The following is a 23664-nucleotide window of genomic DNA, read 5'->3' on the forward strand; positions in this document are numbered from 1 at the left end:
GGCGCAGGTCAGAGCAGCGGCGCATCGTTCGGTGGCCGCCGCCACGATCGGGGGCGCTCATGTCGTCGCCTTCGCTGTGCGCCTGCGCCCGTCTGAGGTGTGGACCATGGTGGTGCGCGGCGGAGTGGTCATGCAGGAACCGCTGCGTTGGTGACCAGCGGCAGTCTGGCGCGGACCTCGAAGCCGCCCGCGGGTAACGGGGCGGCGGTGAGGTCGCCGCCGAGGAGTTCGCAGCGCTCGATCATGCCCCTGATGCCGCGGCCGGGCTGTGTGGCGGCGGCGGCCTTCGGGCCTGTGTTCGTGACCAGGACCTCGAGGACGTCGGCGTGCCGGCTGAGCGTGACCGTCACCCGGGTGGGGCCGACGTGGCGGATCACGTTGGTGAGCGCCTCCTGCACGATCCGGTACGCGGTGGTGCCGACAGAGCTCGGCACCTCGCCCGCCGTGTCCGCGTCGAGGGTCAGGTCGAGGCCCGCGTCGCGGGCGACCACGGCGAGCTCGTGCACCTGCCCGAGCCCCGGGTGCGGCACCCGGCCGTCGTCATCGTTGCGGAGCACGCCGAGGACGGTCCGCATCTCCTGCAGCGCCTGGGCGCTCGTCTGCTCGATCGTCACCAGCGCCTCGCGGGCCCGGTCCGGGCGCTGGTCCAGCATGTACGCCGTGACGCCCGCCTGCACGTTGATGATGGCGATCGCGTGCGCGACCGTGTCGTGCACCTCCCGGGCGATCCGGAGCCGCTCCGCGTCCACGCGCGACCGGGCCTCCTCCTCGCGGGTCCGCTCGGCCTGCGCCGCCCGCTCCAGGGCCTCCGCCACCGCGACCCGCCGCGACCGGACCGACTCGCCCAGGGCCGCCGCCATGACGGACGCCGCGATCCGGAAGAACACCCACCCGATCGCCGCGCGCGGCTCCACGTCGGCGCCCACGATCAGCCAGCCGGTGGCCAGCACCGCGATGCCGGCGCCCGCGATCAGCAGCGAACGGCGACCGTCGCCATAGGCGGTCAGCGTGTACAGCGCGACGAACAGCCCGATCCACCCCGGCCCGTCGGAGAACCCGGCGACGAAATACGCCAGGCTGATCAGCGCCGACGCGACGAACACCGCGACCGGCCAGCGCCGCCGCACGGCCAGGATCAGCCCGCTCGCGACCAGCAGGGCGATGCCGAGGTGGCCCAGATCGGCCAGCGGGCGCGACCCCACCTCCTGCGGCTTCGCGAGGGTCCCCTGCACCTGCATGACCGCCACGAAGCAGCCGAGCAGGAGATCCTGCACCAGCGCCCCCGGTCGTCTCATACCCGCAGCTTAGTTACCCGGTACGACAGAAAACCTACGACGAGAGGCGCGACCTGGGCGGCACCGCCTACGCAGATCTGCGTACCGTTGGCCGCCGCCCGCCGGAGGACGCGGGGCGGGTGGCGCCACGACGATCGTCGGCGTGAACCCACCGCCACAGCGCGCGGGGCCGCTCCGCGGGCGCGGCAGCGTAGCCCGGGTCCTCGTCGCCGCCGTCGGACTGTCGGGGGCCTTCGGCGGCGACGCGGTGGACGCCCGCGGTCATGCAACTGCTCGGGCTGCCGGGCGCTCCTCGAACGTCTCCCGGATCGCCGCGTCGAGCGGCTTTCCGGACGCCGGCTCGATGAACAGGTCGGCGAGCAGCACGTCCGCGAGGTGGGAGGGGTTGACGCCGGACTCCTTGCGCCCCAGGGCCTGCAACCCGCCGCCGAGCTTCAGGGCGGCCCGGACCACGGCGGCGGGCAGCCGGCGGGCCTTGCGGGGGCGCCCGGCCGCCGTCGCGATGCGCTCCAGCATCTCGCCCCAGCGGAGGTTCTCGTCGGCGACGGGGATGTCCTCGCCGCTGCCCTGTTCGAGGGCGTCGGCGGCGACCTCGGCCACGGCGCGCGCCGAGGTCACGGCCGTCCCGCCGGTGGGGGCGAGCAGCGGCGACCGGGAGCGGGCCCAACCGTCCAGCGCCGGCGCCCAGTTCGGCAGCCGGTCCCCGGCCCGCCCGAACACGAACGGCAGCTCCAGCACGGCGACCGGCAGTCCCGGCCCGGCGGCCTCGCGTGCCTCCCGCGCCTGTTCGACCCGGCAGCGGATGTACGTGTGCCGCTCGGTCAGCCGCAGCTCAGGGTGCAGCCGGTCCCAGTACGTGTAGTACGACCCCATGACGACGCCGCGGGTCAGGCCTTCCTCCCGGGCCGCCGCGAACAGCCGCACCACCGGCTCGACGATGTCGCGGCGGAACTGCGGATGGATCGGCTTGCGCAGTGCGCGTTGTTCGTCGGTACGGGCCGCGTACACCACCCCGTCATGCCCGGTGAGCACCTTGCGCAGCTCGTCGGCCGGCGCGACCTCCATGTCGAGCAGGTGGTCGACCCCCGGCTGCGCGCTGCGCGCCACGGTCGTCACCTCGTGCCCCCGCTCGCGGAGCACGTCCACGACGTGCGCCCCGATCAGCCCGCTGCCACCCACCACAAGAATCCGCACGCCGGATCATGCACGCGGTGCCCACCCCCGTGTCAAGGGATCGTTTCGAATACGTCGATCACGGATGTCGCGGGCGCAGCGGGCGGGTCGACTCCCGCACGTGCAGGGTGCCCGGCGGCAGGGTGATGTGGCTGACGTCGCCGGTGTGCAGCGTCCGCAGCAGCGCCCGGGCGGTCAGCTCCGCCTGGTGCGCGGGGGTCTGCTCGACGGCGGTGATCGCCGGGACCGTGATCTGGCACAGGTCGGAGTCGTCCCAGGCGATCACCGACACGTCCCCCGGCACGGAGCGGCCCAGGTCGTGCACGACCTTGAGGGCGGCGGCGGCCATGACGTCGTTGTCGAAGACGACCGCGGTCGGCGGGTCGGCGCCGCTCATCAGGTCCAGCATCGCCCGCATGCCGTCCACCGCGCTGTAGTTGGTGTGCAGCACGCGATGCCGGTCCAGGCCGGCGCGGTCCACGGCGGCGGCGAACGCCGTGTCGCGCTGCCGGGTGTGCAGCAGCTCCGCGACCCCGGCGACGCGGGCGAACGAGCGGTGCCCCAGCGCCCGCAGGTAGTCGGCGACGCGCGCGGCCGTGCCGGCGGCGTCGGCGTCGACGCTGCTGATGGTGTCCGGTCCGGTGTGCCCGCCGATGACGGCGGCGGGCAGGCCCAGCTCGACGAGCGCGTCGATGCGCGGGTCCTGCGGGCGGACGTCGGTCACGATGACGCCGTCGACGTGCCGGCCGGCGAACCACCGGCGGTACACGTCCACGGTGTCGTCGACCTCGTCGACCAGGTGCAGCAGCAGGCTCATGCCGTTGCGGTTGAGCTCCGCCTCGACGCCGCTGAGCATCTGCGTCAGGTAGGAGTCGACGATCAGCACCCGCGGCGGGCGCACCAGCACGAGGCCGATCGCGTTGGCGCGGGACAGCCCGAGGGAGCGCGCCGCGAGGTTGGGCGCCCAGCCGAGCTCGCGGGCGGCGGCCAGGACCTTCGCCCGGGTCATCTCGGACACGCCCGACCGCCCGTTGAGCGCATACGACACCGCCGCCTCGGAGACGCCCGCTCGGGTGGCGACCTGACGGATCGTGACCCGGCGACTGAAGCGCATAAGGCAGACCGTAAGACGATCAATGCGCTATGTCAACGTCATCATTGACACGCCAGCGGCGCCAACTCTAGTCTCCGGACTGATTCGGTTAAGTCTACGGAAGGCAGCCGATGATCAGACCCCTTCTCGCCGCATGCGCCGGACTCGCCCTCGTGCTGGCGGCAGGCCCGGCGAGCGCCACCACGCACGGCGACACCGGCTTCGTCACCCGCCATGGCGACGACCTCACCCTCAACGGCAAGGAGTTCCGGTTCGCCGGCTCCAACAACTACTACCTGATGTACCGCTCACCGGCGATGGTCGACGACGTCTTCGCCGACGCGAAGGCCGCCGGCTTCACCGTGCTGCGCACCTGGGGCTTCCTGGACATCGGCGCCCAGGACGACACGGGATCCGTGCACCACAAGGAGAACGGCGTCTACTTCCAGTACTGGGACGGCACGCGACCCGCCTACAACGACGGCCCCGACGGCCTCCAGCACCTCGACCAGGTGGTGAAGTCGGCCCGGGACAAGGGCATCCGGCTGGTCATCCCGCTGACCAACAACTGGAGCGCCTTCGGCGGCATGGACCAGTACGTGCGCTGGCGCGGCGGCGCCCACCACGACGACTTCTACACCGACCCGGTGATCCGCGGCTGGTACAAGGACTGGATCAGCCACGTGCTGAACCGCACCAACAGTCTCACCGGGGTCAAGTACAAGGACGATCCCACCATCATGGCGTGGGAGCTCGCCAACGAGCCGCGCTGCGTCGGCTCCGGCGTCTACCCGCGCTCGGCGGCGTGCACCGACGCGACGGTCACCGCATGGGCCGCCGACATCAGCGCCCACCTCGACGGCGTCGACCGCAGGCACCTCATCAGCTCCGGTGACGAGGGTTTCCTGTGTACCGACCGGGCCAGCGCCGACTTCACCGTCAACTGCGCCGACGGCGTCGACTCGGCGGCCCTCGCCGCGCTCCCGGCGGTCGACTTCATGTCCTTCCACCTGTACCCGGACCACTGGAAGAAGGACCCGTCGTGGGGCAGCGGCTGGATCACCACCCACGCCCGTCTCGCCGGCCGGCTGCGCAAGCCGGTGATGCTCGGTGAGTTCGGCCTGCTGGACAAGGCGTCCCGCAACGTCGTCTACCAGCAGTGGACCGACGCCGCGGTCAGCGCCCGCCTCGACGGCTTCCTGTACTGGATCCTCTCCGGCGTGCAGGACGACGGCACCGACTACCCCGACTACGACGGCTTCACCGTCTACTGCCCCAGCCCCGTGTGCACCACCGTCGCCAACGCCGGCGACGAGCTGCGGCACGGCCGTCGCTCCCGCCCGCCGGTCGCCGACCACGACACCGCGCAGACGCTGCGCGACGACCCGGCGACGCTCACCCCGGCCGCGAACGACATCGCCTACCGCACCAGGGTCAAGGCCGCCACCATCGACCTGGACCCGGCCGCCGCCGGCCGGCAGACCACGGTGACCCTGCCCGGCGGCTCGTTCGGCCTGAACGCGAAGACCGGCGTCGTCACGTTCACGCCCGCCGCCGGTTTCGTGGGGCGGGTCGCCGCGCCGTACACCATCCGCGACGAGGCGGGCCGCACCTCCAACGTCGCGGAGCTGCGCGTCACGGTGAAGAACCGGCCCGGCGACGCCCTGGTCCTGGCGTCCTTCGAGGCGGGCACCGAGGGATGGGCCGCGGCGAGCTGGCAGTCCGACGCCGGCACGGTGGCGCGGACGACCGAGTTCCATCCCGAGGGCTCCGCCGGCCTGCGGGTCACCACCGCCGACGGCGGCTGGTTCGGCGTCACCGGCCTGACGGGTGTCGACCTGTCCGGCAAGTCCGCGCTGCGGTACGAGCTGCGCACCACGACCGGCACCTCCACCAGCATCGCCGTGCAGACCGGCGACGCCTACACCTGGTGCCAGTCGACGTGGGGCTACGCGAGCGCGGGCAGCACCACGACCGTCGAGGCGGACCTCGCGACCGGCATGTCCTGCGACGCGGCGGCGCTGGCCGACGTGCGGGCCGTCTACGTCTGGTTCGACGGCAACGGCACGCACGACATCGACCACCTCCGCGCCCAGTAGGCAGCAACGAGCAGGCAGGCCACCGTCAGTTGTAGACGGTGGCCTGCCTCGAGGTCTGCTTCCAGCCGTTGGTGCCCCAGATGATGCGGTCGCCCCACCAGGAGCGGTTGTTGACGTTGAAGCCGTACACCATGTCCAGGTACTCCACGCCGCCGCCGTTGCCGGACCACGACCAGGCGAGCCAGCCGATCCCGCGGTAGTTGGCGTGGTTGACGATCGCGTCCTCGTCGACCGGGCCGTCGGAGTGCCAGTGGCCGAACTCCCCGACGACGAGCAGCAGGCCCGCGTTCACGTAGGAGTCGATGTACGTGTAGACCTCCTGCGCGGTGTCGTACACCCCGTGCATGTGCACGGCCTTGCAGCGGGAGATGACGGCGGAGACGTCCGCGGCGCTGCTGTAGCCGTAGCGGCCGCCGGTGAGCACGACCCGGATGGTGTTGGCGCCGGAGTTCTTCATGTCCGCCCATACCTGGGTCTGGCTGGTGTACCAGGCGTGGCCGTGGTTGGCGCCGCGCATGATGAACTGGTTGCCCCGCGCGTCGAGCAGCCTGGTGCCGGAGACCCGGAACCCGGTCGCCGCGGCGGCCGGCGATGCCGGTCCCGCGACGACCAGTCCGGCGGCGGCGAGCATCCCTGCGGCGACTGCGGCCAGTGTCCGTCGTGCCATGACAGCTCCAATCTGTCCTGAACCGATGAAGCGACGGCAGGCAGCACTGAGCCAGTCGGGACGGAGAATGGCAGCGCTGGCGGGCGTTGCCGTCTCAGTGGAGCGCTTAACGGATTAAGTTGCAACCAGTCGCTGGTACTCGTGCTCGGCGAGGCCAAGCGCGCCGAGCACGCCGGAGAGGCCGCCCAGGTCCGGCGGGACGATGTAGGTGGACAGGTCGGCGGTGGCGGGGACGGCGTCGAGGGCCTTGCCGAGCCGGTCGGCGGTGGCGGCACGCACGGCGTCCAGGAGCCCGGGGATGTTCAGGACGCCGCCGCCGACGACGATGCGGTGCGGCATCAACAGGTACAGGATGGACGTCATGAGCTGCGAGAGGTAGTGCGCCTCGAGCGCCACCGTCCGGGACAGCAGCGGGCCGAGGTCGTGGGCGGGGCGGCCGGCCCGGCGGGCGATGGCGGGGCCGCTGGCGAGTCCTTCGACGCAGTCGCCGTGAAACGGGCAGGTGCCGGCGAAGTCGTCACCGGGATGGCGCTGGACGTGCAGGTGGCCCATCTCGGGGTGCAGCAGGCCGTGCAGCGGGCGGCCGTCGACGACGGCGCCGCCGCCGATGCCCGTGCCGACGGTCACGTAGACGACGGTGCCCTGGCCGCGGCCCGCGCTCCAGCGGTGTTCGCCGTAGGCGGCGCCGTTGACGTCGGTGTCCAGCGCCACCGGGACGCCGAGCCCGCGCCGCAGCGCGCCCACGAGGTCGGTGCCGCCCCAGCCGGGCTTCGGGGTGGTGGTGATCCGGCCCGAGGCGAGGTCGAGCGGGCCGAACGAGGCGACGCCCAGCGCGGCGATGTCGCGGCCGGCGGCGCGCTGGGCGCGGAAGTAGGCGATGACCCGGTCGAGGGTCTCCCCCGGCGAGGTCGTCGGGATGGTGGTGCGGTCCACGACCGCGTCGGGGCCGACCCCCACCGCGCACACCACCTTCGTGCCGCCGGCCTCGACACCACCGAACAGCACGCTCACTTGCCGGCCCCCGCGGTGAAGCCGTTGTAGATGAAGCGCTGGAGGGCGAGAAATGCAACGAGCGTTGGAATGATGACGAGGATGACGCCGGCGGAGATGACCTCCCACTGCGCCCCGAACGGCCCCTTGAAGCGGTACAGCGACGTGGAGATGACCCCGAGCTCCTGCGACGGCATGTACAGGAACGGGATGTAGAACTCGTTGTACATGGCGATGCCCTTGATGATGACGACCGTGGCGATCGCCGGCTTCAGCAGCGGCAGGATGATCCTCCAGTAGATGCCGAACGCGGAGGCGCCCTCCATCGCGGCGGCCTCGTCGAGCTCGCGCGGCACGCCGCGCAGGAACTGCTGGAAGATGTAGATGGAGATGATGTCGGTGCCGAGGAAGAGCACGATCGCCGACCAGCGGCTGTCGTAGAGGTCGAGGGCGTCGACGACCTTGAACGTGGCGACCTGGGTGGTCACGCCGGGCACGAGGGTCGCGAGCAGGAAGAGCGCGACGACCACCCCGCGGAGGCGGAACCGGAAGCGGTCGATGGCGTAGGCGGCCATCGAACCGATGAGGACCGTGCCGGCCAGCGAGACCGCCATGATGATGGACGTGTTCACGAAGCCGCGGAGCATGTGCCCCTTGGTGAAGGCCGTGACGTAGTTGTCCAGGTTGAACCAGTCGCCGGGCGGGTCGAAGGGGCCGCTGTTGAGGTACTCGGTGTTGGTTTTCAGCGACGCCATCACCAGCACGACGGGCGGCAGCAGCACCACCAGGCACGCGCCGGTCAGCGACAGGTATTTCAGCACACGGGCGATCACGAGAGGTCCACCTTCTCGTCGGGTGCGATGCGGCGCTGCAACCACGTCACCAGCAGGATGATCAGCAGCAGGACGACCGCCATCGCCGAGGCGAGGCCGAGCTTGTAGTACTTGAAGGCCATGTTCACGGTCTGGATGACGAAGGTCTCGCTGTCGTTGGCGCCGCCGGTCATGATGAACGGGATCTCGAACACCGACAGCGAGCCCGAGATCGCGAGGATGAACGACAGCCCGACGATCGGCCGGATGCCCGGCAGGATGATGTGCAGGAACTGGTCCCAGCGGTTCGCGCCGTCCAGCTCGGCCGCCTCGTACAGGTGCGCGGGGATCGACTGGATGGCGCCGAGGAACAGCACGAAGTTGAGGCCCAGGTAGCGCCAGATCGAGGTGCCGGCGAGCGAGTAGTTGACCACCTCGGGGTCGCCGAGCCACTGCTGGGTCGCGCCGCCGAGGCCGACCGCCGACATCGCCGAGTCGAGGGTGCCGCCGGGCTGGAAGAAGAACAGGAAGATCATGCCGATGGCGACGCCGTTGATGAGGTACGGGAAGAACAGCACGCCCTTGAACAGGTTCCGGAAGCGCGTGTTGAAGCTCAGGATCGTGGCGAAATACAACGCGAGCAGGATTTGCACCACGGACGCGCCGATGTAATACAGGCTGACCTTGAGCACGCCGAAGAGCTCCGGCCGGGTGGCGATCTCGACGTAGTTGTCGATCCCGACGAACTCCCGGCTCGGGCTCAGCCCGTCCCAGGACGTGACGCTGTAGCCGAACATGTTCACCACCGGGATGTAGGTGAACACGATCAGGAACGTCAGCGGCGCAACGAGAAACACGTAGGGTGTCAGCTTCCGGCCCACGTCTCACCTTTCGAGGACAGAGGCGTGCGGCCCGGCGAAGGGCCGCACGCCAAGCAGCACACCTACTTGAGCTTCGCCCGGGTGTCGGCCCACTTCTTGTTCAGGTCGGCGAAGATCTGTTCCTTCGTCTCCTTCTTCGCGCCGCGGGCCGCGTCGACGATCCGCTGGCGGTACTTGCCGTCGAACAGCGCGATCTCGGCGGTGTTGCCGATCTTGTCGGCGAGCCCCTCCTCGCCCTTCGGCGCCGGGTTCAGCTCGATGAACTCCGTCTTGGCCGTCTGCAGGTCGGCGAGGGACGCCGGCAGCTGCGCGCTCGTCACCACCGAGACGCCGCCCTGGTCGGTGGCGTAGTTCGACTCGTCGGCGAACCAGTCGACCCACGCCCGCGCGGTCGCCTTGTTCTTCGAGTTGACGTTGATGCCGTTCTTGTAGTCGCCGCCGACGACGGTGTGGAACTTGCCGTTGACCTGGTTGGGGAACGGCCAGTAGCCGATGTCGTCCTTGCTGGCGGCGGCCGCCTGCATCTGCACCACGGACCAGGAGCCGAGCATCATCGTGGCGATCTTGCCGGTGCCGAGCATGCCCTTGGACTGCTCCCAGTTGGTCGTCGTCGGGTCCGGCTCGGTGTAGCCGCCCTTGACCGCGTCGAAGAGCAGCGAGTCGATGATGTACTGCTCCTTGCCGGGGCTCCACGGCGCGTCGTCCTTGCCGAGCTTGATGGCCGCCTCCGGGTCGCCGCTGACGGCGCCGCGCACGCCCTCCCACTGGCCGAGCGGCCAGCCGTCCTTGTAGTTGGTGTACAGCGGGATCACGCCGGTCTTGTCCTTGATGGCTTTCAGCGCCGCCAGGAACTCCTCGGGCGTCTTCGGCGGCTCGGTGACGCCGGCCTGCGCCCACACCTTCTTGTTGAACACGTAGCCCTGGGCGTTGCCGGTGATGGCGAGGCCGTACACCTTGCCGCCGAACGTCTGCTCGGAGCGCACGAACCGGTACTTGTCCTTCATCGCGTCCACGGTGCCCAGCGGCTCGAAGAACAGCGGCAGCTGGTCGGCGGTGACGGAGTTCGGGATCGGCAGCACGTCGCCGTAGTTCTTCGTGTTCATCCGGACGCGCACCTCACCCTCGTAGTCGGTGATCGCCTCGAACTTGACGTTCGTGCCGGGATACTTCGCCTCGAACTTCTTCTTGTACTCCGGCAGCACGGTGTCGACGAGGTCGGTCCGCTGCGTCAGTACCGTGATGTCGCCGGCGATCTTGCCGTCCGAGCCGCTGCCCGCGTCTTCCCCGCAGGCGGTGAGGACGAGGGAGGTCACTGCGAGCAAGGCGACGAGGTGCTTCTTCATATGCACGGGTACCACCTTCCGATCAGAGGGGGTGTTATCGGTTGTGCCGCACAGGTGCCAAGAGTCAGAACGAGCGCATGAGGTCGAGCAGGCGGACGTCGACGTCGAAACCGTCGCGCCGCTCGAACCGGGCGCCGGGCCGGTGGTGCCCGGCGATGCCGAACGGGCCTTCGAACTCCCACAGGGCGTAGCCCCAGCCGAACTGGCCGAAGACGTCGAACAGGTCGGCGAACCAGGCCCGCGCGACCTCGTCGGGGGTGTGCTCGTAGCAGCCGAACTCCCCCACGTGCACGGGGACGCCCGCCGCTTCGAGCTCGCGCCACGGCGCGTAGAAGTCGCGCAGCCCCGCGCCGTCCCACCAGCGCCCGTCGTAGTCGCACGGGTAGGCGGGCGCCGGGAGCCCCTGATGCCCGGGCCACCAGGGCGCCCGGTAGTGCGAGACGCGCATCGGCTGGTATCCGCGGACGCTCTGCGTGGCGCCAAGGTCGGCGAGCTCGGGCATGGCGAGGTTGCCGCCGTCGAGGCCGTCGATGACCAGCGGCCGGTCCGGCGAGATCGCCCGCACCGCGGCGGCCGCGTGCCGGATGACGGCCTCATGGGCGTCGCGGGTGAAGCCGCGCAGCCCCAGCGCGGGTGGCTCGTTGACGAGATCGAAGCTGAGCGCTTCCGCCGGGATGCCGCTGTAACGCTGGGCGAACCGCTCCCACGTGGCGACGAACGCGTCGCGGGCCGGGCGGTCCGTCCACAGGTTGTACGGCTCGGTCTCCCACCCGGTGATGATGTAGCCGGGCGCGCGGTGCAGGTTCAGTGAAAGATGCAAGCCGCGCTGCCGGCACGCGTCGAGGATCTTGTCGACGCGGGCGAGCACCGACTCGTCGGCCTGGTGCGGGTCGCCGCCGACGCTCCACAGCCGGTAGTCCGTCGGCAGCCGGATGAAGTTGAATCCCCACGCCGCGACGGCGTCCAGGACCCGCTCGTCGGGCCCTGCCGCGCCGGCGTGCGCGTTGAACATCCACTGGACGTTGAACCCGTGGTGGGGCATCGCGGATCGACCCTTCAGGCGGTGCCGGCCCCGGCCGCGCGCCTGGGGTGGGGGCGCGCGCTCACTGAACCGGATAAGTTCCATCAACCTAGGCCCGCACATTGAAGCTGTCAATCCCACTCCGCCGCCGCACGCCAACACTGAAGCGCATAACCATGTCAGGCGGGTTGCGGCGGTGCTGTAGCTTCGCGGGTCGCCGATCGACGGCGCGCGCCGAAGCAGAAACAGGAGCCACCGTGACCGACCGCACCGAAGCCACCGGGAGACTGCTGCGGCGACTGCGTTCCGACGCCGGAGTGGCCCCGGCGTCGCGGGACGTGGAGCCGCCCGAGCTGGCAGTGTGGCGGCAGATGCGCGACGACCCGTTCCTCGCGGAGTGCTTCACCGTCACCGACGACCCGCCCGTCGTCCACAGCTATCTCGCCGACGGTCACCCGGGCGTGGCCAGATTCCTGGCCGACATCCTCTGGCTGGGCGAGACCTACGACCGCCTGCCGATCGGCTACTGGAGCGCGGGCGCGGACACCTTCGCCGGCGCGCCGGTCATCTACGTCGACGACGAGGCGAGCGTCGAACTGGTCGGCACCAGCCTGGTCGACTTCCTCGGCCCGTGGGTCGGCGAACTCGGCGCCGGGGAACTGCTCGACTTCTGCCGCCGGGCAGGCCTGCGGCCGCCGATGTCGACGGCCGAACGCGACGCGGCACTCGCGGACCACCCGGACCCGCAGCAGGTGTTCGACTTCTTCCTGCACTCGGTAGGGTAGCCGCCACACGCGCCGTCCTGATCGCACTCGCCCGGAGCCATGCCGGTCACGCCCGGACCTGCGCCGCGACGGGCACCGGCGGGCGGGACCCTCGCGGCGCAAGCTGCCCGGGTGGTGTGCCGGACCGAAGGCCCGACTACACGCGGACCTGGTCGTCGGTGTCGGCGAACTGGGTTGAGTAGAGCTCGGCGTAGCGGCCGCCGGCGGCGAGCAGGGACGTGTGGGTGCCGCGTTCGACGATCTGGCCGGCCTCGACGACGAGGATGAGGTCGGCGGCGCGGACGGTGGACAGGCGGTGCGCGATGACGACCGCCGTCCGGCCGCTGAGGGCCTCGGCGAGCGCCGCCTGCACCGCGGCCTCCGACGTCGAGTCGAGGTGCGCGGTCGCCTCGTCGAGCACGACGACCTGCTGGCCGGCCAGAAGCAGGCGGGCGATGGTGAGGCGCTGCCGCTCGCCGCCGGAGAGGCGATAGCCGCGCTCGCCGACGACGGTGTCGAGGCCGTCGGGGAGGGAGGCGACCAGGTCGTCGAGGCGGGCCCGGCGCAGGACCGTCCAGAGCTCGTCCTCGGTCGCCGACGGCCGGGCCAGCAGCAGGTTGGCCCGCACCGACTCGTGGAAGAGGTGCCCGTCCTGGGTGACCATGCCCAGCGTGGCGCGGATCGCGTCGAAGGACAGGTCGCGGACGTCGATCCCGCCGAGGCGGACGGTGCCGCTGTCCACGTCGTACAGGCGAGGCAGGAGCTGCGCGATGGTCGACTTCCCGGCGCCGGACGAGCCGACCAGGGCGATCATCTGGCCCGGCTCGGCCTTGAACGAGACGTCGTGCAGGACCTCCACGCCGCCGCGGGTGTCCAGGGTGGCGACCTCCTCCAGGGAGGCGAGGGACACCTTGTCGGCGGAGGGGTAGCCGAAGCGGACGGAGGAGAACTCGACGGACACCGGGCCGGGCGGGACCTCGCGGGCGTCGGGCTTCTCCGCGACGAGCGGGCGCAGGTCGAGGATCTCGAAGACCCGCTCGAAGCTGACCAGGGCGCTCATCACCTCGACCCGGGCGCTCGCGAGGGCGGTCAGCGGCGCGTACAGCCGGGTCAGCAGCAGCGCGAGCGCCACGACCGCGCCCGCGTCGAGCTGGCCGGCGAGGGCCGCGACGCCGCCGATGCCGTAGACGAGGGCCAGGGCGAGCGAGGACACGACGGTCAGCGCGGTGATGAACACGGTCTGGTTCATGGCGGTGCGGACGCCGATGTCGCGGACCCGGCCGGCCCGGGCGGCGAACTCCACCGACTCGTCGGAGGGCCGGCCGAAGAGCTTGATGAGGGTGGCGCCGGGTGCGGAGAAGCGCTCCGTCATCTGGGTGCTCATCGCCGAGTTGTGCGTGGCGGCCTCGCGCTGCAGGCGGGCGAGCCGGGTGCCCATCCGGCGGGCCGGCAGCACGAACACCGGCAGGAGCAGCAGCGCGAGCAGCGTGATCTTCCACGACAGGCTCACCATCACCGCGAACGTCAGCGACAGGGTGACGATGTTGCTGACAACGCCGGACAGGGTGCCGCTGAACGCGCGCTGCGCGCCGATGACGTCGTTGTTGAGCCGGCTGACCAGCGCGCCGGTGCGGGTGCGGGTGAAGAACGCGACCGGCATGCGCTGCACGTGGTCGAAGACGGTGGTGCGCAGGTCGAGGATCAGCCCCTCGCCGATCTGCGCCGACAGCAGCCGGGCGAGCAGCCCGACGCCGGCCTCGACGAGCGCGATGACCGCGATCAGCACCGCGAGGGTGACGACGGTGTCGCGGGAGCCGCCGCCGACGATCGCGTCGACGACCCGGCCGGCGAGCACCGGCGTGGCGACCGCGAGAAGGGCCGTCACGACGCTCAGCGACAGGAACCCGGCGAGCCGGGCCTTGTGCGGGCGCGCGAACGCGGCGATCCGGCGCAGCGTGGCGACCGAGAACGGCCGCCGGTCCTGGGTCGCGTGGATGGCTTGGTACATCTGGTTCCAGGCGGTGACTTCCATGCTCACGTCCGCCACCGTACGACCTGGAGTGGGGTTCAGGTCCAATCGGTTTACAACAGGCCGAGGTCGCGGGCGCGGCGGACCGCCTCCGCGCGGCTGGACGCGTCGACCTTGCGCAGCACCTCCCGGATGTGGGTGCGCACGGTCTTCACCGACACGTCCATGAGTTCGGCGATCTCCTCGGTCGGGGTCAGCGCCGCGAGGTGCCGCAGCACCTCCGCCTGCCGGAGGCTGAAACCGGGCACGGGATCCGCCGCCGTCGCGTGCCGGCGCAGCAGCTGGCGCACGACGCCGTCGGCCTCGTGGACGGCGCGGGTGCCGCCGTCGTCGACGGTGAACCCGACGGCGGTCCGCAGCGCCTCGGCGGCGCGCTCGTGGTCGCCCCGCCGGGCGGTGCCGGCCGCGAGCAGCAGCCACGCCTCGACGAGCACGCCGACCGGCAGGCCCGGCAAGCACAGCACCTGGTGGGCGCACTCGACGGCGCACTGCGGGTCGCCGGCCGCGAGCAGCGCCGAGCCGCGGGCCAGGGTCGCCTCCGGCCGCTCCTGGTCGAGGCGGGCGAGGGCGGTGCGGGCCTCTTCGTGGCGGCCCATCGCGACCAGGACCCGCGACTCGGCGAGATCCAGCTCGTGCCGGACCCAGAGGCGGGCCGAGGTCTCCGGCGGCGCGCCGCGCAGGACCGACAGCGCCGCGGGCAGTTCGCCGCGGGCGCGCAGGAGCCTGGACCGCACGATGGTCAGGGTGCCCGCGTAGGCGCTCTCCCGCGGCATGATGTCGGTGGCCAGCCCCTCCTCGGCGGTGCGCAGGTGACGCCAGGCGGCGGTGGTGTCGTAGCGTTCGGCGGCGACCCACGCGAGCGCGAGGTCGGCGATGTGCCGCGGACCCCGGTTCAGCGCCTCGGTGCGCGCCACCACGTCGGATGCGCGATGGGCCGTGTCGTACGCCGAGCGCAGCCGCCCCAGCAGCGCCTCGGTGAAGGCGAGATGCTGCGTGCAGTACGCGAGGAGGCCGCCGCACCGTTCGCTGCGGGCCGCGCGGATCGCCGCGGCGAAACTCCCGGCGGCCTCGTCGAGCCTGCCGGCCCGCAGGTGCGCCGTCGCGACGCCGGACAGGACGAACACCCACAGCTCCGGCCGCACGGCGATCCTGCCCGGGTCGACCTGCGGCAGCAGCCGCGCCGCGGCGCCGGTGACCGCGTCGAGCCGCTCCGCGTCGCCGGTCTCGTAGGCGACGGACTGCTGGACCATGCACGCGGCGATCCGGACCGGCAGCGACGCCTCCGGGCCGGGGAGCCAGGCGTCGCCGGCGAGGAGCCGTTCGGCCCGCGGGAGGTCGCTGTGGGATATCGCGTGGGCGGCGGCGACGATCACGCCCTCGGGCGTGTCGGGTTTGGCGGGCATCCCGTCGAGCAGCCCCGTGAGCCGGCCCGCCGGCCCGTCCACGATGACCTCGCCGACCGCCAGGTCGTCGACGACGAACCGGGCCGCGTCCTCCCACGCGCCGACGGCGGCCGCGTGCTCGACGGCGCCGGCGAGGTCACCGTGCCGGGCGGACCAGCGGGCCGCGACGAGCCCGGCGGTCCTGGCCGCGGCGGGCGGCAGCGGGAGCCGGTCGCGCAGCACGGCACCGAACAGCGGGTGGAGGCGGTAGGTGCCCTGCGCCTCGCTCACCGTCTCCAGGAACGCGCCGGCCTCCTCCAGGTCGGCGATGACGTCGCCCTCCTCGACGCCACCCACGATCGCGGCGAGCTCGGCCGTGAACGTGTCCAGGCGGGCCACCCCGGCCAGCAGGCGCCGCTGTCGCGGGGTGCACCGGTCCAGGATCTCCCCGGTGAAGTAGTCGACGACGTAGTCGTGCCCGGCCAGCGCCGGCACCCCGGAGCCGTCCGCCATCGCCAGCGCGCACAGTCGCACCCCGGCGAGCCAGCCCCGGGTCTGTTCCATCACGTCGGCGAGCGCGGCCGGGGTCAGGTCGACGCCGTGCAGCGCGAACAGCGCCCGCACCTCGCCGGCGTCAAGCGCCAGCTCCGACCAGCGCAGCTCGCTGAGCTGGTCGGTCAGCCGGTAGCGGTGCAGCGGGAACCGTGGCCGGTGCCGGCCGACGAGCACCAGCCGGAGGTGGCTCTGCGCGTGCCGTAGCAGGAACTCGATCTCGCCCAGCTGCTCCGCGTCGAGCCAGCAGGCGTCATCGAGGACGAGCACGATCGAGTGCTGCTGGTGGGAGAGGACGGCCGCCAGCTCGGTGACCGTCGCGTGGTCGGGCGCGATGGTCAGGTCCAGCAGTGCCGCGGGCAGCAGCACCCCGGCGCCGCGCAGGGCCGCCAGCAGGTGCTGCCACAGGCGCGCCGGCCGGCCCGTGTCGTCCTGGTCGACGGTGAGCCAGGCGATCGAGTCCCAGCCCGGGCTGTCGTCGGCCCACGCGGCGACCAGGCGGCTCTTGCCGGATCCGGCCGGCCCGGTGACCACGGTGACCGGCAGGTCGGTCAGGCTCCACAGCGAGTCGATGAGCTGCTCACGCGGCAGTGCCCGGTCCACCGGCTCGGGTCTGGTGAGCTTCGCGGACAGCAGTGGCGCTCCGTCCATGGAGGCCTCCATCTGTGTCGATACCCGACAGCATATGCGGAGAAGCTTGACCTTCCACCTACTGGAACAGGTTCACTCAAAGGCATGACACGGGGCATGACACCGGGCGTCACCATCGGCGAGTTCTCGCGGCTGTGCCATCTCAGCGCGAAGACGCTGCGGTACTACCACGATATCGAGCTGCTGGTGCCGGCCGGCATCGACGAGGACACCGGCTACCGGCGGTACGCGCCCGGGCAGGTCGACGACGCGCACCTCATCCGGCGGCTGCGGGACCTCGACATGCCGATCGCGCAGATCCGCGGGGTGCTCGCCGAGCCCGACCCGTCCGCGCGGCAGGAGGCCCTGGCCCGGCACCTGGACCGGATGGAGGCCGAGCTCACCCGTACCCGTGACGTGGTCCTGTCGCTGCGCCGCCTGCTGGGGCCCGAGCCCGAGCTGCCGGTCCGGCACCGGCTGTCGGCGGGTTCGCCGGTGGTCCGGGTGTCGGCGCGGATCACCCGCACCGAGGTGACGGACTGGTGCGGACGGGCCTTCCCTTCGTTGTACTCGATCCTTGCCGACCTCGGCACCGATCCGGCCGGCCCGGCCGGTGCGACCTACTCCGCCGAGTTCTTCGAGGGCGAGATCGGGGAGGTCGTCGCGTTCGTGCCCGTTTCGGCTGACGTGGTGCGGGCGGGCGACGACCGGTTCGCGACCCTGCCGCCCGCCCGCTACGCCGTCGCCGTGCACAACGGCCCGTTCGCCGACTGCGACATCACGTACGGCCGGCTCGGCCTGCACGTCGCGTCCCACGACACCGCCCTGCCCGACCCGATCGTCGAGGTCTACCTGGTCGGACCCGACGAGACCACCGACCCGGCCGAGTTCCGCACCGAGATCTGCTGGCCGATTTCCGCCTGACCTTCGTTTCCTCAGGAGAGAGAGCACATGACCGACCTCGCCATCGCCCACGTCACCGTCGACTGCGCCGACGCGGCCGCCCTCGCCGGCTTCTACGCCGCGCTGCTGGACCGCACCGTCGACCCGGAGGCGACCCCGTTCTTCGCGACCGTGGGCCGCTCGACCGGCGCCCAGCCCGTCCTCATGTTCATCCAGGTCCCCGACAAGACCCCGGGCAAGAACAGCATCCACCTCGACCTGCACACCGCCGACCTGCCCGGCGCCGTCGCCCGCGCCGTCGGCCTCGGCGCGAAGCAGGTCGGCGACTTCAACGAGTACGGCGCCGTCTGGACGACGTTGTCGGACCCCGAGGGTAACCTCTTCGACATCGGCGCCAGCTGATCGTCTTCAGGGGGTTCGCGATGGGCGGGGACCGGCGGCAGCAGTTCGTGGACCTGCACCGGGAGGGCTGCTTCCTGCTGCCCAACGCGTGGGACGCGGGCAGCGCCCGGGTCCTCGAGTCCGCCGGCTTCCCCGCCATCGCGACCACCAGCGCCGGGATCGCGTTCTCCCTCGGCCGGCCCGACCACGACTTCTTCGCCGACCACGGTCCGCTGGCCCGCCTCGACCGCACCACGATGCTCGACCGGGTCCGCGAGATCGTCGCCGCGGTCGACGTGCCGGTGAGCGCCGACCTCGAGGAAGGCTTCGGCGCCTCCCCGGAGGACGTCGCGGCCACCATCTCGATGGCCGTCGCCGCCGGCGCCGCGGGCGGCAACATCGAGGACTTCACCGGCGCGCGGGCCCGGCCCCTGCACGACCAGGCGCTCGCCGTGGAGCGGATCCGGGCCGCCCGCGCCGCGGTCGACTCTTCCGGCGAGCCGTTCGTCCTCGTCGGCCGCACGGACGCGCTCATCGTCGGCGGCACCCTCACCGACGCCGTCGACCGGGCCAATGCCTACCTGGCGGCCGGCGCGGACTGCGCGTTCGTGCCGGGCGCCGCCGACCCGGCCACGATCGGCACGCTGGTCCGCGAGCTCACCGGGCCGCTCAACGTGGTGATGGGCCTGACCGGCGGCACCCTGTCCCTGGCCGCCCTGCGCGACCTCGGCGTCCGCCGCGTCACCGTCGGCGGCAGCATCGCCCGCGCCATGTATCACCACCTGCGCCGGGCCGCCCGGGAGCTGGCCGAGCACGGCACCTTCACGTATGCCGACACCCAGCTCTCCCAGTCCGACCTGAACGACCTCTTCCGCCGGCCGTAGGCCACCGCGGGCGCGTCACGGCGACGCGCCCGCGGCAGCGCGGTCAGGCGGGTTTGCCGAACCAGCGGGCGAGGTGCTCGTCCAGGTCCTGCTGGTCGTCGCCGACCCAGGCCACGTGACCGTCGGGGCGGAGCAGGACGCCCGGGGCGTCCAGCGCCGCGGTGGGGTCCCCGAGGTGGTCGACCCGGTCCGACCAGCCGCCGGCGGTCAGGCGTCCGGTGCGGTCCAGCAGCAGGCCGCGGCCGCGGTGCAGCAGGTCGTACAGGCGGCCCTGTCGCACGTCGAGGTCGGGCAGGCGGCGGCCGAGCAGGTCGGGGCCCGGGCCGAAGTCGTAGCGGACGCCGATCGCGGTGATCTTCTCGATCAGGTGGCGGTTCACCTCGTCGAAGTCCATCAGCTCGGTGAGCAGCCTGCGCAGTGCCCGGGGGCCCGGTTCGGTGGAGAACAGTTCCATCTGGGCGCGGGTGTTGTCCAGCACGTCCGCGGCGACCGGATGCCGCTCGGCCTCGTAGGTGTCCAGCAGCGTGTCCGGCGCCCAGCCGCGGATCTGCGCGGCCAGCTTCCAGCCGAGGTTGAAGGCGTCCTGAACGCCCAGGTTGAGGCCCTGCCCGCCGATGGGTGGATGGATGTGTGCCGCGTCGCCGGCCAGCAGCACCCGCCCGACCCGGAACCGTTCGGCGAGGCGGGTGGCGTCGCCGAAGCGGGACAACCAGCGCGGGGAGTGCACGCCGAAGTCGGTGCCGGCGATGGCGTGGAGCTGGCGCTGGAAGTCCTCGAGGGTGGGTGGCTCCGCGCGGTCGCTGACTCCCGCGCCGGGGATCACGACGCGATAGACCTCGCCGAAGGGTCCGAAGGTGAACCGCTGATCGGTCTTGCGGACCTCGGCCACCTTGGCCGCGATCTCCTCCGGCGGCGCGGCCGCCTCCATCTCGCCCATCAGCGTGTCGGTCCGCGAGGGCTCGCCGGGGAAGCCGACGCCGAGCAGCTTGCGCACGGTGCTGCGGGCGCCGTCGCAGCCGACGAGATAGCGTGACCGCAGCCGTTCGCCGCCGGCCAGCTCGACGGTCACGCCCTCGCCGTCCTGCTCGAGGCCGGCCACCGCACAGCCGCGCCGGACCTGCGCGCCCAGGTCGACCGCATGCGCTTCGAGCAGGTGCACGATGACCGGCTGCGGGATGCCCAGCAGGTAGGCGTGCGCGGTGTCCAGATTCTCGGGCGCGGGCTTGTCGATGGCGGCGAAGAAGCCGGCCGCAGGCCGGCGCCGTGCGCGTGCGGCGATGCGCTCCAGCAGCCCGCGCATCGCCATCAGCTCGATGCTGCGGACATGCAGGCCGACGATGCGGACGAACGACGCCGGCTCGGTCTCCTTCTCCAGGACGAGCACCCGCACGTCGTGCAGTCGCAGCTCGGCGGCCAGCATCGCACCGGCCGGGCCACACCCGGCAATGATCACGTCGAACATAGGTTGTTGCCTTTCGGGAGTGCCTGGTTGGCGGGGCTCCCGGCGACACCTACGTCAATCGCCCGGCCGTGACGGCAGGGGGAGCACCCACATCGATACAGCGTTCATGGGTCTCACCTCCTCGGGCCGTGTCACGGACAGCAGCAAGGTACAAGCCCGGGCCTCGTCCCGTCCAGTCCATTCCGGCCACGACACGCGGACTGACCGCGGGCCGTCCGCGTGTCGCGCGGCGTGTCGATCTGGTGTTCGACGTCGGGTCGTGTCGGTGCTGTCGGCCGGGCGGGCGGTGGCCTACGGTTCGGGACGTCGCCGGTCGTCGGGGGCCGGCACGGAAATCCGGACGGGGTGGAGCCATGGCAGGTGTGGTGCCGGGGCCGCGGGAGCGGCGGGCGGACGGGTGCACGGTGGAGTTCACGATCGGCGGGGTGCCGGGGGCGATGACGACCGGGCACGGGATGGACGGCACGCTGCGGCGGGTGGACCTGCGGGCGGGGGTGCACGGGTCGGAGCTGGCCGGGCTGGCCGACGCGCTCGCCACGGCGATCACGCTCGGGCTGCAGCACGGGGCGCCGCCGGCGGCGTACGCCGACGTGCTGCGGCGGCTCGAGCTGGACGCGCCGGTCGAGGACGGCAACCCGCTCGTCGAGGCGCTGGGGTCCGCGCCCGAGTAGGCGACGGACGGGAGCACCGCGGCGCGAGGGGCACCGGCGCGGAAGCCCCTCGCGGCGCGGCCCGCGCTACCCCATCTCCGGCCGATGGCGACGATGCCCCGGTTGTGGCGCAGGACCGTGCCGGGCGCCCGGCGAGCGGCCGACCCCGGCCCTGCCCGGCCGGTCAGGCGGCGGGCTGGAACAGCTCGATCACGTTGCCTGACGGGTCCTGCAGGAGGATCTGGTGGCCGCCGGGGCCGCTCACGATGTCGTTGCGGAAGGTGAGGCCGGCGGCGCGCAGGCGGGCGACCTCGGCGGGGAGGTCGTCGACGAGGAGATGGATCCGGTTCCAGCCGCCGGGTCCGGGCACCGCGCCGTCGGGCATGGGGCGCCCGGCGGAGCTGGCGGGGCCGCTCAGCAGGAGGCGGAGCCGGCCGCGGACCACGTCGGCGAAGGCCGGCGCGGCGTCGGTCCTGACCGTGAAGCCCAGGTGGGTGGTGTAGAACGCGACGGCGGCCGGGACGTCGCCGACCATGTACCGGACGTGGACCAGATCCTTCAGTTCGAGGCTCATCACTGCGACCTTTCGAGGGAGCTGTCGATGGCGTGCAGCAGGAAGGTGATGCGGGTCGTCAGGTCTTCGGCGGTGCGGGCGAACGGCGACGGCTCGGTCGAGGTCGCCGGGTCGGGCAGGCTCCAGTGGGCGAGGGTGGGCGCGCCGGCGAACGCGGGCCGCAGCTCGCGGACGCGGTCGCACAGGCTGATCACGTGGTCGAAGGGCTCGTCGGCGAAGACGCTCAGGTGTTTCGGGTGGCGGCCGGCGATGTCGATGCCGGCGGCGCGCATGACACGGACCGCCTCAGGATGCAAGGGCTTGGGGTCGCTGCCGGCGCTGGCGGCCCGGACCCTGCCGCCGCCCAGCCGCTCCAGCAGCGCCTCGGCCATCTGGGAGCGGGAGCTGTTGCCCGTGCACAGGAACAGCACGCGGACGGGGACGCGGGGGAAGGACGGCGGCGGCTCCGCGGGGGCGAGGCGCACGCCGGGGTGCAACGCGAGACCGGCCGAGGCGAGCTGAGCGCGGTACTCGACCAGGTCGAGGCTGTAATACGTGTCGCGCTTGTCTGCGGAGCTGCGCCGGGTCCGGACCAGGCCGCCGGAGCGCAGCTGGGCGAGGTGGTAGGAGGTCAGGCTCTGCCGCTGGCCGACCAGCGCCGCCAGCTCGCCGACCTGCCGGTCGCTGCGCGACAGCTCCCGCAGCAGCCGCCACCGCACGGGATGCCCGGCCAGGCGCAGCACGCCCGGTGGTGAATCCTCCATGAACTCAGAATACATCAAATCAAACTGATGGTTACACCGATCGCGGCAGCGGCGAGGAGGGTGGGGACCACGCCCACGCGCAGGGGCAGCAGCAGGACCGCGGCGCCGGCGAGGACGGCGAACTGCCACGGCTCGCGCAGCGCGAGGGTGAGCAGGATCGCGGAGCCGAGGATCGCGCCGATGGCGGCGGGGCCGGCGCCGTCGAGGAACGCCCGGACCCGCGCGTCGCCGCGCAGGCGGTCGAAGCGGTGCGCGCCGAGCAGGATGAACGCGAACGACGGGCTGAACGCCACGACCGAGGCGAGCACGCCGCCGCCGATGCCCGCCGCGGCGTAGCCGACCACCGCGACGGTGTGCACGACGGGGCCCGGCGTGATCTGCCCGAGCGCGACCGCGTTGAGGAACTGCGCGTCGGTCATCCAGTGGAAGCGGTCGACGGCGTCGGCCCGCATCAGCGGGATGATGACGAAGCCGCCACCGTACGACAGCGCGCCGACCTTCAGTGCCACCCAGGCGATCGACAGCAGCACTCCCCCGCCCGCGCCGGCCGCGGCCAGCAGCGGCAGGCCGGGAGCGCGCCGGGTGCCGGCGACGGTGAGCGCGGCCTCCAGCACGCCGCAGGCGAGCAGGACGAGGACGAGCCACGGTCCGAGGGTCGCGGCGGCCACGATCCCGACGGCGACGTACAGCACCCAGCGCACCTTGCTGCCCGACTGCCAGGCCCGCTGCCGGCTCGCCGGGAGGAGGCTCCAGCCTGCCTGCACCGCGACCGCCGCGACGGCCGCGCCGGCCCCGGCCCCGGCACCGCGCACCCACGCGGGCGGCGACCCGGCCAGGAACAGCACGGACAGGGCGAGGATCAGGACGAGGCCCGGCACGATGAACGCGGCCCCGCCGACGAGCGCGCCGACCCGCCCGCGGACCCGCCACGCGCAGAAGATGGCGAGCTGGGTCGAGGCCGGGCCGGGCAGCAGGTTGCAGGCCGCGACCGCGTCCTCGAACTCGGTCGCGTCCAGCCACCGGCGGCGGTCCACGCACAGCTGCCGCAGCAGCGCGATGTGCGAGGGCGGGCCACCGAAGCCGACGCAGCCGATCCGCCCCCACTCCTTGAGCACGGTGAGCAGTCCGACCTGAGGGTCCACGACGAGCACCATACACCAGTTCAGTTTGATGCACTTGCGCTCCGACGGCCGCCGGCTGCGGTCGGGCCGGCCGCCCCCCGACGGCGAGGTCGTCAGGCCCCGAAAGAACGGGCTGACCAGGGCGTTGAGGTTCCCGCAGGGTTTCGGCAGGGTCCCCGCGGCAACATCGCCGGTGACCACTGATCCCAGTGGGT

At 72.2% G+C, this 23664-nt stretch carries 21 protein-coding genes; 6 read left to right on the forward strand and 15 right to left on the reverse strand.

Features of this window, described 5'->3' with window-relative positions; genetic code table 11:
- Positions 1 to 128 precede the first annotated feature (128 nt).
- The 3 genes from AB0I21_RS25980 to AB0I21_RS25990 form a co-directional block, all read right to left on the reverse strand.
- Positions 129 to 1295 (reverse strand): sensor histidine kinase, encoded by a 1167-nt coding sequence (locus tag AB0I21_RS25980; RefSeq protein WP_360564884.1) that lies wholly within the window; start codon positions 1293 to 1295, stop codon positions 129 to 131.
- Positions 1296 to 1556: 261 nt separating this feature from the next.
- Complete coding sequence (locus AB0I21_RS25985; protein ID WP_360564886.1) at positions 1557 to 2489, reverse strand: NAD-dependent epimerase/dehydratase family protein; 933 nt, start codon at positions 2487 to 2489, stop codon at positions 1557 to 1559.
- A gap of 58 nt (positions 2490 to 2547) precedes the next feature.
- Positions 2548 to 3582, reverse strand: a complete 1035-nt coding sequence (locus AB0I21_RS25990; protein ID WP_360564887.1) for a LacI family DNA-binding transcriptional regulator — start codon at positions 3580 to 3582, stop codon at positions 2548 to 2550.
- 110 nt (positions 3583 to 3692) lie between these two features.
- Between AB0I21_RS25990 and AB0I21_RS25995 the strand changes: the two genes are divergently transcribed.
- On the forward strand, positions 3693 to 5660 hold the full coding sequence (locus AB0I21_RS25995; protein WP_360564888.1) for a cellulase family glycosylhydrolase: 1968 nt from the start codon (positions 3693 to 3695) through the stop codon (positions 5658 to 5660).
- 25 nt (positions 5661 to 5685) lie between these two features.
- Here the strand turns inward: AB0I21_RS25995 and AB0I21_RS26000 are convergent, their stop codons facing one another.
- The 6 genes from AB0I21_RS26000 to AB0I21_RS26025 all read right to left on the reverse strand — a co-directional run bounded on the left by AB0I21_RS26000 (position 5686) and on the right by AB0I21_RS26025 (position 11395).
- Positions 5686 to 6327: a cellulase family glycosylhydrolase gene (locus AB0I21_RS26000; protein WP_360564890.1), complete on the reverse strand. Its 642-nt coding sequence runs from the start codon at positions 6325 to 6327 to the stop codon at positions 5686 to 5688.
- 114 nt (positions 6328 to 6441) lie between these two features.
- Positions 6442 to 7338, reverse strand: coding sequence for an ROK family protein (locus AB0I21_RS26005; RefSeq protein ID WP_360564891.1), 897 nt, complete (start codon positions 7336 to 7338; stop codon positions 6442 to 6444).
- The gene (locus tag AB0I21_RS26010) at positions 7335 to 8150 is read right to left on the reverse strand and encodes a carbohydrate ABC transporter permease (protein ID WP_354891510.1); all 816 of its coding nucleotides are present in this window, start codon (positions 8148 to 8150) and stop codon (positions 7335 to 7337) included. Before AB0I21_RS26010 ends, AB0I21_RS26005 begins: the two co-directional genes overlap by 4 nt.
- Entirely contained in the window at positions 8147 to 9010 is an 864-nt protein-coding gene (locus tag AB0I21_RS26015; RefSeq protein WP_344509465.1) for a sugar ABC transporter permease, read from the reverse strand. The genes AB0I21_RS26010 and AB0I21_RS26015 overlap by 4 nt, the downstream gene beginning before the upstream one ends.
- 62 nt (positions 9011 to 9072) lie before the next feature.
- Positions 9073 to 10353, reverse strand: a complete 1281-nt coding sequence (locus AB0I21_RS26020; RefSeq protein WP_360564999.1) for an ABC transporter substrate-binding protein — start codon at positions 10351 to 10353, stop codon at positions 9073 to 9075.
- A gap of 64 nt (positions 10354 to 10417) precedes the next feature.
- Positions 10418 to 11395, reverse strand: a complete 978-nt coding sequence (locus tag AB0I21_RS26025; RefSeq protein ID WP_360564894.1) for a cellulase family glycosylhydrolase — start codon at positions 11393 to 11395, stop codon at positions 10418 to 10420.
- Between the two features lie 236 nt (positions 11396 to 11631).
- Between AB0I21_RS26025 and AB0I21_RS26030 the strand changes: the two genes are divergently transcribed.
- Positions 11632 to 12159, forward strand: coding sequence for a hypothetical protein (locus AB0I21_RS26030; RefSeq protein WP_360564895.1), 528 nt, complete (start codon positions 11632 to 11634; stop codon positions 12157 to 12159).
- A gap of 136 nt (positions 12160 to 12295) precedes the next feature.
- On the opposite strand, the gene AB0I21_RS26035 is transcribed toward AB0I21_RS26030, so the two are convergent.
- Together AB0I21_RS26035 and AB0I21_RS26040 are read right to left on the reverse strand one after the other, a co-directional pair.
- Positions 12296 to 14146: an ABC transporter ATP-binding protein gene (locus AB0I21_RS26035; RefSeq protein WP_360565001.1), complete on the reverse strand. Its 1851-nt coding sequence runs from the start codon at positions 14144 to 14146 to the stop codon at positions 12296 to 12298.
- A gap of 74 nt (positions 14147 to 14220) precedes the next feature.
- Positions 14221 to 16752 carry a LuxR C-terminal-related transcriptional regulator gene (locus AB0I21_RS26040; protein WP_360564897.1) on the reverse strand — a complete coding sequence of 844 codons (2532 nt, stop codon included), beginning with the start codon at positions 16750 to 16752 and terminating at the stop codon, positions 14221 to 14223.
- 84 nt (positions 16753 to 16836) lie between these two features.
- On the opposite strand from AB0I21_RS26040, the gene AB0I21_RS26045 reads away from it, so the two are divergent.
- Genes AB0I21_RS26045 through AB0I21_RS26055 form a run of 3 tightly spaced genes read left to right on the forward strand, consistent with a single transcriptional unit; the run spans position 16837 to position 18899 of the window.
- Positions 16837 to 17655 carry a MerR family transcriptional regulator gene (locus AB0I21_RS26045; protein ID WP_360564899.1) on the forward strand — a complete coding sequence of 273 codons (819 nt, stop codon included), beginning with the start codon at positions 16837 to 16839 and terminating at the stop codon, positions 17653 to 17655.
- A gap of 27 nt (positions 17656 to 17682) precedes the next feature.
- Positions 17683 to 18036, forward strand: a complete 354-nt coding sequence (locus tag AB0I21_RS26050; RefSeq protein ID WP_360564900.1) for a VOC family protein — start codon at positions 17683 to 17685, stop codon at positions 18034 to 18036.
- 20 nt (positions 18037 to 18056) lie between these two features.
- On the forward strand, positions 18057 to 18899 hold the full coding sequence (locus AB0I21_RS26055; RefSeq protein ID WP_360564902.1) for an isocitrate lyase/phosphoenolpyruvate mutase family protein: 843 nt from the start codon (positions 18057 to 18059) through the stop codon (positions 18897 to 18899).
- A 43-nt stretch (positions 18900 to 18942) separates the two neighbouring features.
- Here AB0I21_RS26055 and rox read toward each other — a convergent pair whose 3' ends face one another.
- Positions 18943 to 20361: a rifampin monooxygenase gene (gene rox / locus AB0I21_RS26060; protein WP_360564903.1), complete on the reverse strand. Its 1419-nt coding sequence runs from the start codon at positions 20359 to 20361 to the stop codon at positions 18943 to 18945.
- A 353-nt stretch (positions 20362 to 20714) separates the two neighbouring features.
- Here rox and AB0I21_RS26065 point away from each other — a divergent pair, with 353 nt between their 5' ends.
- The gene (locus tag AB0I21_RS26065; RefSeq protein ID WP_360564905.1) at positions 20715 to 21032 is read left to right on the forward strand and encodes a hypothetical protein; all 318 of its coding nucleotides are present in this window, start codon (positions 20715 to 20717) and stop codon (positions 21030 to 21032) included.
- A 163-nt stretch (positions 21033 to 21195) separates the two neighbouring features.
- Here the strand turns inward: AB0I21_RS26065 and AB0I21_RS26070 are convergent, their stop codons facing one another.
- Genes AB0I21_RS26070 through chrA form a run of 3 tightly spaced genes read right to left on the reverse strand, consistent with a single transcriptional unit; the run spans position 21196 to position 23470 of the window.
- A complete protein-coding gene (locus AB0I21_RS26070; protein ID WP_360564907.1) occupies positions 21196 to 21585 on the reverse strand; it encodes a VOC family protein in 390 nt (129 codons plus the stop codon).
- A complete protein-coding gene (locus AB0I21_RS26075) occupies positions 21585 to 22328 on the reverse strand; it encodes an ArsR family transcriptional regulator (RefSeq protein WP_360564909.1) in 744 nt (247 codons plus the stop codon). The genes AB0I21_RS26070 and AB0I21_RS26075 overlap by 1 nt, the downstream gene beginning before the upstream one ends.
- A 14-nt stretch (positions 22329 to 22342) precedes the next feature.
- A complete protein-coding gene (gene chrA, locus AB0I21_RS26080; RefSeq protein WP_360564910.1) occupies positions 22343 to 23470 on the reverse strand; it encodes a chromate efflux transporter in 1128 nt (375 codons plus the stop codon).
- Between the last annotated feature and the right edge of the window lie 194 nt (positions 23471 to 23664).

This window comes from Dactylosporangium sp. NPDC050588, from assembly GCF_040654975.1.
GTDB classification, from domain to species: domain Bacteria; phylum Actinomycetota; class Actinomycetes; order Mycobacteriales; family Micromonosporaceae; genus Dactylosporangium; species Dactylosporangium maewongense.